At 70.3% G+C, this 14,351-nt stretch carries 12 protein-coding genes; 3 read left to right on the top strand and 9 right to left on the bottom strand.

Going from position 1 to position 14,351, the window contains the following annotated elements:
- Window positions 1–9: 9 nt before the first annotated feature.
- Window positions 10–894 carry a LysR family transcriptional regulator gene (locus AC3A6Y_RS07270; protein ID WP_487867518.1) on the bottom strand — a complete coding sequence of 295 codons (885 nt, stop codon included), beginning with the start codon at window positions 892–894 and terminating at the stop codon, window positions 10–12.
- A gap of 108 nt (window positions 895–1,002) precedes the next feature.
- On the opposite strand from AC3A6Y_RS07270, the gene AC3A6Y_RS07265 reads away from it, so the two are divergent.
- Complete coding sequence (locus AC3A6Y_RS07265; RefSeq protein WP_487867517.1) at window positions 1,003–1,638, top strand: glutathione S-transferase family protein; 636 nt, start codon at window positions 1,003–1,005, stop codon at window positions 1,636–1,638.
- On the top strand, window positions 1,635–2,591 hold the full coding sequence (locus AC3A6Y_RS07260; RefSeq protein WP_487867516.1) for a flavin-nucleotide-binding protein: 957 nt from the start codon (window positions 1,635–1,637) through the stop codon (window positions 2,589–2,591). The genes AC3A6Y_RS07265 and AC3A6Y_RS07260 overlap by 4 nt, the downstream gene beginning before the upstream one ends.
- Before the next feature lie 15 nt (window positions 2,592–2,606).
- Here AC3A6Y_RS07260 and AC3A6Y_RS07255 read toward each other — a convergent pair whose 3' ends face one another.
- Window positions 2,607–3,764: a cytochrome P450 gene (locus AC3A6Y_RS07255; RefSeq protein ID WP_487867515.1), complete on the bottom strand. Its 1,158-nt coding sequence runs from the start codon at window positions 3,762–3,764 to the stop codon at window positions 2,607–2,609.
- A gap of 52 nt (window positions 3,765–3,816) precedes the next feature.
- On the opposite strand from AC3A6Y_RS07255, the gene AC3A6Y_RS07250 reads away from it, so the two are divergent.
- Window positions 3,817–4,503, top strand: coding sequence for an ArsR/SmtB family transcription factor (locus tag AC3A6Y_RS07250; protein WP_487867514.1), 687 nt, complete (start codon window positions 3,817–3,819; stop codon window positions 4,501–4,503).
- Between the two features lie 15 nt (window positions 4,504–4,518).
- Here the strand turns inward: AC3A6Y_RS07250 and AC3A6Y_RS07245 are convergent, their stop codons facing one another.
- From AC3A6Y_RS07245 to AC3A6Y_RS07215, 7 genes are all read right to left on the bottom strand, one after another.
- A complete protein-coding gene (locus AC3A6Y_RS07245) occupies window positions 4,519–5,514 on the bottom strand; it encodes a Bug family tripartite tricarboxylate transporter substrate binding protein (protein WP_487867513.1) in 996 nt (331 codons plus the stop codon).
- Window positions 5,515–5,634: 120 nt separating this feature from the next.
- Complete coding sequence (locus tag AC3A6Y_RS07240; protein ID WP_487867512.1) at window positions 5,635–7,152, bottom strand: AMP nucleosidase; 1,518 nt, start codon at window positions 7,150–7,152, stop codon at window positions 5,635–5,637.
- Window positions 7,153–7,201: 49 nt separating this feature from the next.
- Window positions 7,202–8,557: a glutathione-disulfide reductase gene (gene gorA, locus AC3A6Y_RS07235; RefSeq protein ID WP_487867511.1), complete on the bottom strand. Its 1,356-nt coding sequence runs from the start codon at window positions 8,555–8,557 to the stop codon at window positions 7,202–7,204.
- 69 nt (window positions 8,558–8,626) lie between these two features.
- Window positions 8,627–10,606: a DUF6600 domain-containing protein gene (locus tag AC3A6Y_RS07230; RefSeq protein WP_487867510.1), complete on the bottom strand. Its 1,980-nt coding sequence runs from the start codon at window positions 10,604–10,606 to the stop codon at window positions 8,627–8,629.
- 126 nt (window positions 10,607–10,732) lie between these two features.
- A complete protein-coding gene (locus AC3A6Y_RS07225) occupies window positions 10,733–11,677 on the bottom strand; it encodes an extracellular catalytic domain type 1 short-chain-length polyhydroxyalkanoate depolymerase (protein ID WP_487867509.1) in 945 nt (314 codons plus the stop codon).
- Window positions 11,678–11,735: 58 nt separating this feature from the next.
- Entirely contained in the window at window positions 11,736–13,709 is a 1,974-nt protein-coding gene (locus AC3A6Y_RS07220; protein ID WP_487867508.1) for a TRAP transporter large permease, read from the bottom strand.
- Window positions 13,706–14,326 (bottom strand): TRAP transporter small permease subunit, encoded by a 621-nt coding sequence (locus tag AC3A6Y_RS07215; RefSeq protein WP_487867507.1) that lies wholly within the window; start codon window positions 14,324–14,326, stop codon window positions 13,706–13,708. The genes AC3A6Y_RS07220 and AC3A6Y_RS07215 overlap by 4 nt, the downstream gene beginning before the upstream one ends.
- Window positions 14,327–14,351: the final 25 nt, after the last annotated feature.

Below are 14,351 nucleotides of genomic sequence, written 5' to 3'. Positions count from 1 at the left end.
CACAGACTCCTACAGGTGCAAGCCCTGGAACTCGTTTTTCATCCAGTCGATGAAAGCCCGCGTGCGCGCCGGCAGCAGGCGCGCATGCGGGTAGATCACGCTCACCGGCCGCGGCGCCAGCTCGAAATCCTCGAGCACGATGCGAAGCCGCCCCGCCCGCACCAACGGCAGCACCTGGTAGGAAAAGAAGAAGCCGAAGCCCATGCCGGCCGCGCAGGCCTCGACCGCGGGCGCGATGTGGTTGAACTCCAGGTTGCCACGCGCAGCGACGGCGAAGTTGCGGCCGTTCTCGCGGAAATGCACCGGTGCGCTCGGCTGGACCCGCACGCAGTTGGCCCCCGGCAGTTCGCGCGGATGCCGGGGCGTGCCGTGGGCGCGCAGGTAGTCCGGGCTCGCGACGGTCACGCGGCGGATGGTGCCGAGCTGCTGGGCCACGAGAGAAGAATCCTCCAGCGGGCTGATGCGGATGCCGACATCGATGCCCTCTTCCAGCAGGTTCACCGTGCGGTCGTGCAGCAGCACGCTGCAGCGCACCTTCTCGTAGCGCTGGAGGAAGCGGACGATTGCCGGCGCCACGTACATGTGGCCGAAGAGCACCGGCGCGGTGACGGTGATCTGCCCGGCGGGCTCGGCCGACTCCAGCGTGAGCGCGCGGTCGGCCGCGTCGGCCGCGGCCAGCACTTCGCGCGCGCTCTGCAGGTATTGGCGCCCTTCCTCGGTGAGCGAGATGCGCCGGGTGGTGCGGTGGAACAGCCGCACGCCCAGGTGCGCTTCCAAGGCCGCGAGCGAGCGCACCACCGCCGGCAGAGAGCTCTCCAGCGCATCGGCAGCCTTGGTCAGGCTGCCCTGCTCGGCGATCTGCACGAAGGTCTGCATGGCTTTGAGGCGGTCCATGAAGGCGATTAGACCGTATATCGAAGCAGTGAAATGCAAATTGCGCCATTACTCCGCAGACCGGCTCAAAGAACAATCGTCTTCATCCACCCTGACCGGAGAACATCGATGCCCACAGCCCGTCCCATCACCGTCTACAACTCGTCCATCTCAGGCCACTGCCACCGCGTGCGGCTGTTCCTTTCGCTGCTGGGCCAGCCCTTCGAGACTGTCGAGGTCGACCTGCGCGCCGGCGAACAGCGCCGCCCCGACTTCCTGCGCCGCAACGCCTTCGGCCAGGTGCCGGTGATCGAGGACGGCGAGGTGACCCTGGCCGACTCCAACGCCATCCTGCTGTACCTGAATGAGCGCTATGCGTCCGACCCCGCGCGCTGGATGCCCCGCGATGCGCTGGGCGCGGCGCGCGTGCAGCGCTGGCTCTCGGTGGCGGCCGGCCCGCTGGCGCAGGGCCCGTCGATGGCGCGCGTGATCGTGCTCTTCGGCCTGGCCGCCGACCCATCCGACGTGATCGCGCGCTCGCACAACCTGTTGCGGGTGATGGAAGCGGAGCTCGCCCAGCAGCCCTTCCTCGCGGGCGCCAGCGTGACGCTGGCCGATATTGCGAACTACAGCTACGTGGCCCACGTTCCCGAAGGCAACGTTTCGCTGGAGCCCTACCCGCGGGTTCGCCAGTGGCTGCGGCGCATCGAGGCGCTGCCGGGCTTTGTGCCGATGGTCGCCTCGCCGATCGGGTTGGCAGCATGAACACGCCCGCCTGGCACCAAGGCGAGCGCGCCCTGCAAGCGCGTGCCGGCATCGCCGCGCGCATGGCCGAGATCGGGCCGCGCGTGCTGCGCGACCACATGCCGGAGCAGCATCGCAGCTTCTTCGCGCAGCTGCCCTTCCTGATTGCGGGCAGCCTGGATGAGAAAGGCCGGCCCTGGGCCAGCGTCCTGGCGGCCCCGCCCGGCTTTGCGCACTCGCCCGACCCGCGGCATCTGCGCGTCGATGCACTGCCCCTGGCCAACGATCCGTTGGCGCAAGCGCTGGCGGGCGGCGCACCCCTGGGGCTGCTCGGCATCGAGCCGCATACGCGGCGGCGCAACCGGATGAACGGCACGGTCGAGGCGCTGGATGCGCGCGGTTTTTCCGTGGCGGTGGGTCAGAGCTTCGGCAACTGCCCGAAGTACATCCAGGCGCGCGAGCCGGTGTTCGTCGGCGGCGTGCCGGGCGCGGGCTTCGGACCACGCGTGCAGGGCCTCGACGCGGCAGCCCGGCACATGGTGCGCGCGGCCGATACTTTCTTCATCGCCACGGCGCATCCTTCGGCGGGCCATCCACGCTCGCCCGCAGAAGGCGTCGACGTCTCGCACCGCGGCGGACGGCCGGGCTTCGTGCGGATCGAAGGCGAAGGCACGCTGACGGTTCCAGATTTCGTCGGCAACACCTTCTTCAACACGCTGGGCAACATCGCGTTGAATCCGATGGCCGGCCTGCTCTTCGTCGACTTCGAGACGGGCGACCTGCTGCAGCTGTCGGTGAAGGCGGAGGTGCTGTGGGAGGGGCCGGAGGTCGATGCCTTCGCAGGCGCCGAACGTTTGCTGCGCATGGAGGTGCTGTGCGCACAGCATGCGCCAGCCGCGCTGCCGCTGCGCTTCGGGGCGGCAAGCCTCTCGCCCTTTCTGGAAGCCACCGGACGCTGGCCCGACGGGGTTTGATGGCTTGCTCCCTTCCTATCGGAAGATGGGAATACGGCCGTTGACCGAGGACCGATAGACCCAGCCGCGCCGGCGCAGCGCCGCGACGTCCACGCCACGCGCCAGCAAGGCCTCGACCCCGGCCGCAGCCAACGCGCAGGCCAGCGCCTGGCCCGGACAGCCATGGGGACCATGGCCGAAACCCAGCATGCGGCGATCGCTGCGCTCGAGCATGAAGCGCTCGGGCTGCGCGTTCAGCAGCGGATCGCGGTTCGCCGCCCCCATCACCAGCAGCACCGCATCGCCCGCTTCGAGCCGCGTACCCGCCACGGTGGTGGCCTCGGCGACGAAGCGGCGGGTGTTCTGGACCGAGGGGTCGTGGCGCGCCGTTTCCTCCACCAGGGCCGCGATCCGTTCCGCGCGCGCGGCGATTGCATCTGCCAGGCCCGGCTCGCGCGCCAGCGCCACCAGACTGTTGCCCATCAGTCCGGCCGTGGCCTCGCAGGTCTGCGACAACAGGCCGACGAGGTTGGCCAGCAGCGCGCGCGAGGCATCGCCGGGCGCCTCTGCGCGCACCGCGGCCAGCAGGCTGCCCTCGCGCCCCGGCCGCGCCGCCACCAGGGCCTCGAAGCGCGCCATCAGCGCGGCCGCGGCCTCGCCGGCGGCGTGCAACTGGGCTTCGGTGGACAGCGGCGAGAGGCACGCGACGAAATCGCGCGTCCAGTGCGCAAGCAGCGGCAGCGCCTCGTCGGCAAATCCCAGCAGGTGGCCCACGCCCGCGACCGGCCAGGCAAAGCAGGCCTCGTCCACCGTGGGCGCCGGGAGCTGCGCCGCGATGCGCGGCATGGCCGAGCGCACGCCGCCGAGATCGAGCCGGCCCAGCGCGCGCTGCAGCACCGGCTTGTGGGCGGCGTGCGCCGCGCCATCGTTCATGCGCACCAGCCGGCCGAAGACTTCGCCGGCCGGCGTTCCCGCGATGGCCCGCGGCACCGGCTCGGCCGCCGGGCGCACGCGCAGCGCGGGATGGGCAAAGGCTTCCTGCAGCACCTCGGCGCGGCTCGCGATCCAGAGGCGCAGGCGCTCGTCGCGCGCAAGCGCAGGGCCCTCGCGCAGCCGCGCGTACCAGGGATAGGGGTCGGGGTGGGTGACGGCCGCGATGGCGTCGGCAGGCGGGTCGATGTGCGCTTGTTCCATGCCGCGCAGTGTCGTCCTTCGCGCGCGCCCACACTTCGCTTAGCATCGAATCATGGATGCACCGAGTGCCGACACCCACCTCGCGCGCCTGGCCGGCGCGATCGCCGAGCCGGCCCGCGCCCGCATGCTGTGCTGCCTGCTGGACGGCCATGCCCGCACCGCGACCGAGCTGGCGGCGGTCGGCGAGGTCGCCGCCTCGACCGCCAGCGCGCACCTGGCGCGGCTGAAGGAACAGCGGCTGGTGGAATCCGTCGCGCAGGGCAAGCACCGCTATTTCCGCCTGGCCGGCAGCGAGGTCGCCGCGGTGCTCGAAGGACTGCTGGTGGTGGCCGGCGCGCCGCGCAGCGGGTTCCAGCCCGGCACCCCGAGCCGGTTGCGCGCCGCGCGCACCTGCTACGACCACATGGCCGGCACGGCCGGCGTCGCGCTGCACGACCGGCTGCATGCCCAGGGATGGCTCAGGACCGAGGGCGATGTCTACGAACTGACCGCGGAGGGCGCAGTGGCGCTGGAAAGCCTGGGCCTGGACATCGAAAGCGCGCGCCGTTCGCGCCGCCGTTTCGCCTGCGCCTGCCTCGACTGGAGCGAGCGGCGGCCGCACCTGGGCGGCGCGCTGGGTGCGGCCTGGCTGCAGCTGTCGCTGCGCCGAGGCTGGGTGCGACAGGCGCTCGACGGTCGCGCGCTCACGCTCACGCCCAAGGCGCAGCGGGAGATGCCGGAGCTCTTCGGACTGGCCTGAGGGCGCCGCGCCGGTTCAGGTCTTGAGCTTGAGGATGTAGGTCAGCACGCCCGCCATGGACTGATCCAGTTCGAGGAAGGACTGGAAGTCCTTGCCCTCCATCCAGTAGTGGTCCCAGTTGCTGCGCTTGAGCGCCTTCTGCCACGCATCGGTGGCCACGCCGCGCCGCACGGCTTCGAGCAGCACGGCCTGGCGCGCTGCGGGCACGCCCTTGCCCGTGAAAACGCCGCGCCAATTGGCGAGGTCGGCATCGACGCCCTGCTGCCGCACCGAGGGCACGCCCATGAAGGCATTCCTCGCGGACACGCCGATCGCACGCAGCTTGCCGCTGGCAATGTGTTCGCTGAACTCGCTGTAGCCGGAAATGCCGGCAATGGCCTTGCCCGACTCGACCGCCGACACCACCTGCGCGCCGCCCGCGAAGGGCTGGTAGACCAGCGCGGCGGTATTGCCGGTGGCGCGCGACAGGATGCCGGCGAACATGTGGTCGATCCCGCCCGCAGAGCCGCCGGCAATGGCGGCATTGGCCGGATCGCTGCGCATCTTCGCGATCAGGTCCTTCGCGGTCATGATCGGCGAGTCGCCCTTGACCACGACGACTTCATAGTCGCTGGTCAGCCGCGCGATGGGCGCGATGCGGCTCATGTCGACCGCGGGCTTCTGCAGCGCGACGGCGCCGACCATGACCATGCCGCTCATCAAGAGGGTGTCGGGGTCGGCGTCGTACTTCTCGACGTAGCGCGCCAGGCCGATGGTGCCGCCCTTGCCGCCGACGTTCTCGTACTCGATCTGCGCCACCGCGCCGGCGGCCACCATGGCGGCGCCGAGGGCGCGGCCGGTCTGGTCCCAGCCGCCGCCCTCGTTGGCGGGGATGACGATGCGCAGCCTGGGCAGGGTCGCCGCCGGGGCCGCGGCCGGACGCGGGGCCTGGGCCGAGGCCACGGCCGGCAAGACGCCGGCGGCCGTGGCAGCGAGCCACGAGGTGAAGAGGCGCCGCGTCGGCTGGACCATGATGTCTCCCGGAATTTCGATCCTGGAAATCGTAGCCAGGCATCGCTGCCTCAGGCCTGCGCCTGTGGCACGAAAACGTCGGGCGGGGTTCAGGATTTCACGGAATCGCGCGCCGGACAGCTACTGGAACGCCACCTCGGCAAAGCTGCGCAGCTTGCGGCTGTGCAGCCGGCTCGATCCCTCGCGGCGCAGCACGTCGATCGCGGCCATGCCGATGCGCAGGTGCTGCTCGACGCGCTCGCGATAGAAGTGGTTGGCCATGCCCGGCAGCTTGATCTCGCCATGCAGCGGCTTGTCGCTCACGCACAGCAGGGTGCCGTAGGGCACGCGGAAGCGGAATCCGTTGGCCGCGATGGTGGCGCTCTCCATGTCCAGCGCCACCGCCCGGCTCTGGCTGAAGCGGCGCTGCGGCTGGTTGCCGGGCAGCAGCTCCCAGTTGCGGTTGTCGGTGCTCGCCACGGTGCCCGTGCGCATGATCTTCTTGAGCTGGGTGCCCTGCATGCCGGTGACATCGGCCACCGCCTTCTCGAGCGCGAGCTGGATCTCCGACAGGGCCGGGATCGGCACCCACAGCGGCAGCTCCTCGTCGAGCACATGGTCCTCGCGCACGTAGGCGTGGGCCAGCACGTAGTCGCCCAGTTGCTGCCCCTGGCGCAGGCCGGCGCAGTGGCCCAGCATCATCCAGGCGTGCGGCCGCAGCACGGCCACGTGGTCGGTGATGGTCTTGGCGTTGGCCGGGCCCACGCCGATGTTGACCATGCTGATGCCGCTGCAGTCCTCGCGCACCAGGTGGTAGGCCGGCATCTGCGGCAGGCGCCCGGGCGGCGTGCCCTGGCTGCCGTCGAGCATCGAGCCGTAGAAGGTGCTCGAGCCGGCCTCCAGCCCCCGCCGGCGCGTGACCACGTTGCCGGGTTCGATGAAGGCGATGTATTCGCTGTTCTCGTCGGCCATGGCCTCCCGGCCCAGGCGCACGAACTCGTCGATGTAGAACTGGTAATTGGTGAAGAGCACGAAGTTCTGGAACCACTCGGGCGCGGTGCCGGTGTAGTGGCGCAGCCGGTGCAGCGAGTAGTCCACCCGCGCCGCAGTGAAGAGCGACAGGGGCTGCGCCTCGCCCGGCCGGGCCTCGAAGGTGCCGTTGGCGATCCCGTCGTCCATCGCGCCCAGGTCGGGCAGGTCGAAGACGTCGCGCATCAGGGCGCGCCGCTCCGGGCTCAGGTCGCCCTCGATGTGCTCGTTGTCGGCGAAGGAGAAGTGGATCGGGATCGGCTGGGTGCTGGTGCCGACCTCGAGCTCGACCTCGTGGTTCTCCAGCAGCAGGCGGAATTGCTCGCGGTAGTAGCGCTCGAAGAGGTCGGGCCGCGTCAGCGTGGTCTCGTAGCGGCCCGGGCCGGCCACGAAGCCGTAGCTGAGCCAGGCGTTGGCCACCGGCGTGCGGCGCGAGACGGTGTGGGTGTGCACCCGCACGAAGGGATAGCAGGCCCGCACCCGGCCCGGCATGCTCTCGCCGGCGACGAAGCGCTGCATCGCGTCGCGCAGGTGCGCGAGTCCGCTGCCGTAGATCAGCCGCACCTGCTCGAGCGCGGCAACGGGGTCGGTGAAGCGGGCCGGGGCGATGAAGGTGGGCATGTAGGGCATTCGGCGATTGTGCAGCTTGCCGCGGATGCCCGACGCGACAGCGGGCCTGTCACGGCATCGGTTCCCGCAGGGTCACGAACTCCTCCGCCACCGTCGGGTGGATGCCGATGGTGCTGTCGAACACCCGCTTGGTCGCGCCCGCGCGCATTGCGACCGCGAAGCCCTGCACCACCTCGCCGGCATCGGGCCCCACCATGTGCAGTCCCACCACGCGGTCGGTGTCGCGCTCGACCACCAGCTTCATGAAGGTGCGCTCGCCGCTTTGCGAGAGGGTGTGGCGCAGGGCCTTGAACTCGCTCGAGAACACCCGGATCTTGCCGAACTTCGCGCGCGCCTCGGCCTCGGTGTAGCCGCAGGTGCCGATGTTGGGATGGGTGAAGACGGCCGTGGGCGTGAACTCGTAGTCGAGCTCGCGCGGCCCCGGGCCGAACAGGGTGTCCACCACCACCATGGCCTCGGCCAGCGCCACCGGCGTGAGCTGCTGCTTCGTCGACACGTCGCCCACGGCGTAGATCGACGGCACCGAGCTGCGGTAGTGCGCATCGACCACCACGCCGCCGCGCTCGTCGAGCGCCACGCCGGCGGCTTGCAGGCCCAGGCCTTCCGTGTTGGGCGCCCGGCCGGTGGCATAGAGGATGACGTCGGCCTCCACGCGCTGGCCGCGCGAGAGCAACGCGCACAGGCCGCTGTCCAGGCGCGTGATCATGTCGATCTCGCAGTTGAACCGGATGTCGACGCCGGCGCGGCCCATCTCCTTCGCGAGGAACTGGCGCAGGTCCTCGTCGAAGCCGTTGAGCAGGTGCGGCCCGCGGTACAGCTGGGTGACCTGCGCGCCCAGGCCATTGAAGATGGAGGCGAACTCGCAGGCGATGTAGCCGCCGCCCACGACCAGCAGGCGCTCGGGAAAGGGGTCGAGGTCGAACATCGCGTCCGACACCACGACGTGCTCGCGCCCCGCGAGCTCCGGCACGAAGGGCATGCCGCCGGTGGCCACCAGGATGTGGCGCGCCGTGTGTTTTTTCTGGCCGACCTGCACGGTATGGCCATCGGCCAGGCACGCCCAACCCTGGATCAGCGTGACGCCCGCGCCTTCGAGCAGGTTGCGGTAGACGCCGTTGAGGCGCTTGATCTCCCTGGCGCGGTTGGCCTTGAGCCGGTCCCAGTCGAAGCGCGGCGGGCTGTCGAGGGTCCAGCCGTAGCCGGGCGCCTCCTCGAACGACTCCGCATAGCCGGCCGCGTAGCTGTACAGCTTCTTGGGAATGCAGCCGACGTTGACGCAGGTGCCGCCCAGCTCGGCGCATTCCGCGACCGCCACGCGGGCCCCGCGCTGGGCCGCCATGCGTGCCGCGCGCACGCCACCGCTGCCGCCGCCGATCACGAAGAGGTCGAAGTCGAATGTGCGCATGGAAGGCCCGCTCCTTGCGGCCGACTGTAGCCGGCCGCGGGGCGGGCTGCCGCGCGCCTCGATCCGGTGTCAGGGCCGGTCGTTCTGCTGGGCGGAATCCCTCGACATCATGCGTTGCTGCTGCTGGGCGCGCGCCTCGGCGCCGCGCTGCTGCATCTGCTGGATCTGCTGCAGCGCGCGCTGTTGATGGCTCTCCTGCGCCTGGCGCTGCGCGTTGAGCTGCTGCTGGTGAAGCTGCTGGGCCTGTTGCTGGGCCTGCTGTTGCGCCTGCATCTGCTGCTGCCGCAGCGTCTGCTGTTGCTGCTGCATCTGCTGCATTTGCTGGATCTGCTGCAGCTGCTGGGCCTGCGCCGCTTGCGCGGCCCGCTGCTGCATTTCCTGCTGGGCCCTCAGCGCCTGTTGTTGCTGTTGCAATTGGAGTTGCTGCTGGGCCTGGGCCTGCGCGGCGCGTTGCTGCATCTGTTGCAACTGCTGCGCCTGCTGCAGCTGCTGCAGCTGCTGGGCTTGCGCCGCCTGGGCTGCGCGCTGCTGCATCTCCTGCTGCGCACGCACGCCCTGCTGCTGTTGCAACTGAAGCTGCTGCTGTTGCTGGGCCTGTACGGCTCGCTGCTGGAACAGCAACTGCTGCTGGACCTGCTGGGCCTGCTGGGCCTGTTGCAGCTGCCGCGCCTGCAGCTCCTGGATCTGCCGTGGCCGCAGGTCGGGCGGCGGCATTGCCGCGGCCGAGCGCCCGAAGCCGCCGAAGTGCCGCTCGCCGCGCGGCGAGATCGGCACGGCCGTGGTGATCGGCAGCTGCGCGACGCGATCCTCCGGCACGCGCAGGAAGTCGCGGCGGGCGATCGGCCCGCGGCCGAAGATGTCGATCGGCACCAGCGAGAGCGCCCCGGGGGTGTTGCGGTTCAGGTAGTCGGCGCGCGCGAGCTGCCGCTGGTGGGCGATGGCCCGGTTGACCGCGTCGATGTAGTGCTGGCTGGCGCGAAAGCCCGGCCGCCAGGGCTCGCCGGGCGCGAGCGGAAACCAGCCCACGCCCGGCCGGCCGCCGGCCACCACGTTGGCATGGCCGCCGCCGCCGACGAAGCCGACCAGCGCCGGCGCATACACCGGCCGCGCGGTCGATCGCCCCGGCACCCAGCACCAGCGCGGGCCGATGCGCGCCCAGCGGCCGTAGTGCGAGGTCGCGAAACCCCAGGGCGCGGCATCGATCCAGGTCCAGCCCCAGGGCTGGATGTCGGCCCACTGGCCGTCGCGGTAAGGGGCCCAGTCGGCGTCGACGTTGCGCGGAACCCAGACGTTGCCGTAGGTGGGATCGTTCTGCCACTCGCCGTAGCGGTCGAGCTGCTGGTAGCCGAGCAGGTCGCGCGGGACATAGCGCGCCGAGATCGACTGGTCTTCCAGCCGGTCGCGCTCCGCCACCCAGCGGTCGAAGGCGTTGTCGCCGGCACGCACCGCGGCGCCGCTCACGGCTGCCAGCTGGCGCCCCGTCACGGTGAGCTGCTGGTGGGCGCCCAGCGCCACCGATTCCCCGTTCTCGCCGAACAGCGTGACCCCGCCCGCAGCGACCGCCACGCGCGTGGTGCCGGCGGCCGGATCGACCTCGATGCGGTAGTCGCCGGGAACCTCGACCACCATCGCGAGGTTGGCGGTGCCGATCTCCAGGCGCTGGCCGGCGGGGGCCTCGCGCACGCGCAGCTGCAAGCGGCCCTGGGTGGCGGTGAAGCGGGCGCTGTCGTCGTCGAGCTCGTTGACCACCAGCTGCGTCTGGTCGTCCAGGCGCAGGGCGGTCGAATCGACGTAGAGCTCGGCGCGGGCGTTGCGGTCGGTCCAGAGGCGGTCGCCGGTGGTGATCGGCCGGTTGGGCACCGCGTCGTACCAGCTGTCGTCGCCGGCCGGCGAGAAGCTGACGGTGCCCTGCTGCTCGTTGATGCGGGCCACGCGTCCCGGCGGGTCCTGCTGCGCCCAGGCTGCTGCGCCGGCTGCGAGCAGCAGCACCAGGCCGAGCAGCCAGCCGGCGGCACGGCGGATGGCGTGTGCATGGGTGCGATGTTTCATGATGGGTCCTCGTGTCCAGACCCTGCAACGCGCCAGCGCAGGCCGGCGCTGGCATCTGCTTTGCAAAGCTTCGGAACTACTTTGGAACTATCCTGCCTGCGGCGCAACCGCGTGTAAGCAAGGGACTTATCGCAGCCTCGGATGGCTGAGGAAGAAGCGCAGCATTTCGGCGCTGGCGTCCGGCCCGGCCGGGTCGGTGAAGGAGCCGTCGGCGCTGCCGCCGGCCCAGGCATGGCCGGCACCGTGCAGCAGCCAGTGCTCGACCGCGATGACGCCGCGGGTATCGGCATAGGTCCAGCGGGTGAAGGCGCGGCCGCCCTCGGAGCGCCCGCGCATCTCGTGGGCAGGCGGATGCTCGCCGCCCGCCAGCAGGCGTGCCACCGCATCCGCCGCCACCTGCTCCCCGTTGCGCGGATGCACGGTCTCGTCGGCATCGCCGTGGAAGACGATGGTCGGCCGCATCGGGCCGTTGGCCGTGGACTTGCCGGGGCCGTTCTTCATCGCGCCCATGGCGGAGACGAGGTTGTCCGCCACGCCGCCCGGCAGCCCCGAGTGGACGCCGATGGCGGCGAACAGTTCGGGATGGACGCGCCCCAGGATGTCGGCCATCGAGCCGCCGGCGGACAGGCCGGCCACGTAGACGCGCGCCGGATCGGCGCCGTGCTCGCGCATCACCGCCTGCGTGAGCGCGGCCAGCAGCGCAGGCTCTCCGCGCCCGGCCTGCTGGTGCTGCGGCAGGAACCAGTTCCAGCACTTGCCCGGGTTGTGCTTCTGGGTCTGCGTCGGGTAGAGCACGAGGAAGCCGAGCTCGGCGGCGAGCCGGTTCATCCGGGTGCCGGTGGCGAAGTCCTCCGGGTCCTGGGTGCAGCCGTGCAGCATCAGCAGCAAGGGGCGGGGCCCGCCCGCGCGGCGGGCCGGCACGAAGAGCTTGTAGGCCACGCTGCGGTGCTGGTGCTCGAAATGGCCGTCCAGCCATTGGTCCGGCGCCGCGGGCCGCAGCAGGCCGATGCGCCGCATGGCGCGCGGCACGGCGCGCATCCAGCGCGCCAGTCGTTCGAGCAGGGTTGTCACGTCGGGTACGGGAAAAAAGGGCCGATTGTCGGCCAGCCCTCGCCCCCGCCTCGCCGCCCTACTTGTAGAGCAGCTGCGGCAGCCACAGCCCGATCTGCGGCCAGATGTACAGCATCAGGATCGCCAGCACCTGGATGCCCATGAAAGGCAGCATGCCGAGGAAGATCTGGTTCAGCGTCACGTGCGGCGGGCTCACGCCCTTCAGGTAGAAGGCCGCCATCGCCACCGGCGGCGACAGGAAAGCGGTCTGCAGGTTCATGGCGACCAGCAGCCCGAAGAACAGCGGATCGACGCCGAAGTTGTCCAGGAGCGGGATGAAGATCGGCATGAAGATCACGATGATCTCGGTCCACTCGAGCGGCCATCCCAGGATGAAGATGATCACCTGGCTCAGCACCAGGAACTGCACCTTCGAGAGGTTCATGCTCAGCACCCACTCCTCGACCAGCTGCTGGCCGCCGAGCAGGGCGAAGGCGGCCGAGAAGATGGCCGAGCCCACGAAGAGCCAGCACACCATGGCGGAAGTCTTGGCCGTGAGGAACACCGACTCCTTGAGCACGCCCAGCGTCAGCCGGCGGTAGGCGGCGGCCAGCAGGAAGCCCCCGAGTGCGCCCATGGCGGCAGCCTCGGTGGGCGTGGCCAGGCCCAGCACGATGGACCCGAGCACGGCCAGGATCATGATCATCAGCGGGAAGAACGAGGCCAGCAGCATCTTGAAGATCTCGAGCCGCGCAAAGCTCAGGAACAGGTAGAACAGCGCGACCATGGCGCCGATCACCGCGAAGCAGACCCACCACCAGGTGGGCGCCGGCCGAATGGAGCTGCCATCCGTGGCCGCAGCGGCACCAGGCTCCGCCGCGGGCGTGGCGGCAGTGCTGCCGGGCGGCACCTGCACGGCACTCCCGGCCGCTCCCGGGGGTTCCTGCACACCGCCAGCGCCGGGAGGCTCGGCGAGCCCGCCTTCGCCCTCGCCGGGCGGCTCCTGCAGGCCGCCTTCGTTCTCGGCCGGCGGCTCCTGCACGCCACCCGAAGCCGCCTCGGGCGCGCTGCGCCCGGCGCCGATCTCCTGGATGTCGTACTTCGCCGCCGCCGCCACCGTGGTCACGGCCTCGTAGCTGGTGACGGCCAGCAGCGCGAAGAGCAGGCCGGGCAGCAACACGATGCCCAGCTGCCGCAGCAGGAAGCCGGCGGGCACCTCGGCATTGCGGCGGCCCTTGAGCGCACCGACCAGGCCGGCGAGCGCATGGCGATCGGAATCGGCGGTGAGCCGCCGTGTCAACGGCGGCAGCGTCACCGCGCGGTCGGCAGCCGACAGCGGGGGCGCCCAGGCGGGCTTGAGCTTGGCCACCACGATCACGTAGACGACGTAGAGCGAGGCCAGCATCAGCCCCGGGAAGAAAGCGCCCGCATAGAGCTGGACCACCGACACGCCGGCGGTGGCGCCGTAGACGATCAGCAGCACCGAGGGCGGGATCAGGATGCCGAGACAGCCGCCCGCCGTGATCGAGCCCGCGGCCAGGGGAATGCTGTAGCCCGCGCGCAGCATGGCCGGCAGCGCCAGCAGGCCCATCAGCGTCACCACCGCGCCGACGATGCCGGTGGCGGTGGCGAAGATGGTGCAGGTCACCAGCGTGGCCACCGCCAGCGCACCGGGCAGCCGCGCCAATGCCAGGTGCAGGCTCTTGAACAGCGTCTCGATCAGGTTGGCCCGCTCCACCAGGTAGCCCATGAAGACGAACAGCGGCACCGCGATGAGCACGTCGTTCGCCATCGTCTTGTAGGCCGCCTGCACCATCAGGTCGAGCGTGTGCGTGGTGTTCCGGTCGTAGGCGAACCAGGTGAAGATCATGCCCATGCCCATCAGCGTGAAGGCGGTGGGAAAGCCCAGCATGATCGCGACCACGACCAGCGACAGCATCAGCAGGCCGAGGTGGCCGTTGGTGATGGTCTCCACCCGCAGCAGCATGATCACCGCCGCGGCGACGATCAGCACCATGAAGGACAGGCCGAACCAGAGCTCGCGGCGGATCATGGCTTCGCCCCCTTCGCGACGACCACCTGGTCGAGGGCGCGAATGTCGGCATCGTCGACGTGCACCATTTCCTTCAGCTTCTCGACGTCGACTTCCTCGACGTCCTGCTCGCGCGAGGGCCACTCGCCGTCGCGGATGCACTGCACGCAGCGCACGATCTCGACCATGCCCTGCAACAGCAGCGTGAGGCCGGCCAGCGGGATCACGTACTTGAAGGGATAGAGCGGGATCGGATCGGCCGAGAAGGTCTGCTCGCGGATCGAGAGCGACTCGCCGGCGTAGATCCAGCCGGCCCAGGTCAGCGCGACGATGCCCGGCAGGAAGAAGAGGATGTAGAGCGTCAGGTCGATGGTCGCCTGCGTGCGCGGTCGAAAGAAGCCGTAGAGCACGTCACCGCGCACATGGCCGTTCTTGGCGAGCGTGTAGGCGCCGGCGGTCATGAAAAGGGTGCCGTACAGCATGATCTGCAGATCGAGCACCCAGGCGTGCGGCCGGTTGAGCGCGTAGCGGCAGAACACCTCCCAGCTGATCAGCACGGTGAGCAGCACCGCGCACCAGGCGAAGGTCTTGCCGATCCAGGTCGAGAAGCGATCGACCCTCAACAGAATGGATTGCATGAAGATTCCTGCAGAGCCTCGAAAA

It is taken from the genome of Variovorax sp. Soil_C_17 (genome assembly GCF_057657265.1).
This window is presented reverse-complemented; position numbering and strand designations above follow the sequence as displayed.

What these genes read in the sequence shown, in the direction of transcription:
- AC3A6Y_RS07270 (WP_487867518.1), bottom strand. Translation starts at nt 894, where the DNA reads ATGGACCGCCTCAAAGCCATGCAGACCTTCGTGCAGATCGCCGAGCAG.
- AC3A6Y_RS07265 (WP_487867517.1), top strand. Translation starts at nt 1,003, where the DNA reads ATGCCCACAGCCCGTCCCATCACCGTCTACAACTCGTCCATCTCAGGC.
- AC3A6Y_RS07260 (WP_487867516.1), top strand. Translation starts at nt 1,635, where the DNA reads ATGAACACGCCCGCCTGGCACCAAGGCGAGCGCGCCCTGCAAGCGCGT.
- AC3A6Y_RS07255 (WP_487867515.1), bottom strand. Translation starts at nt 3,764, where the DNA reads ATGGAACAAGCGCACATCGACCCGCCTGCCGACGCCATCGCGGCCGTC.
- AC3A6Y_RS07250 (WP_487867514.1), top strand. Translation starts at nt 3,817, where the DNA reads ATGGATGCACCGAGTGCCGACACCCACCTCGCGCGCCTGGCCGGCGCG.
- AC3A6Y_RS07245 (WP_487867513.1), bottom strand. Translation starts at nt 5,514, where the DNA reads ATGGTCCAGCCGACGCGGCGCCTCTTCACCTCGTGGCTCGCTGCCACG.
- AC3A6Y_RS07240 (WP_487867512.1), bottom strand. Translation starts at nt 7,152, where the DNA reads ATGCCCTACATGCCCACCTTCATCGCCCCGGCCCGCTTCACCGACCCC.
- gorA (WP_487867511.1), bottom strand. Translation starts at nt 8,557, where the DNA reads ATGCGCACATTCGACTTCGACCTCTTCGTGATCGGCGGCGGCAGCGGT.
- AC3A6Y_RS07230 (WP_487867510.1), bottom strand. Translation starts at nt 10,606, where the DNA reads ATGAAACATCGCACCCATGCACACGCCATCCGCCGTGCCGCCGGCTGG.
- AC3A6Y_RS07220 (WP_487867508.1), bottom strand. Translation starts at nt 13,709, where the DNA reads ATGATCCGCCGCGAGCTCTGGTTCGGCCTGTCCTTCATGGTGCTGATC.
- AC3A6Y_RS07215 (WP_487867507.1), bottom strand. Translation starts at nt 14,326, where the DNA reads ATGCAATCCATTCTGTTGAGGGTCGATCGCTTCTCGACCTGGATCGGC.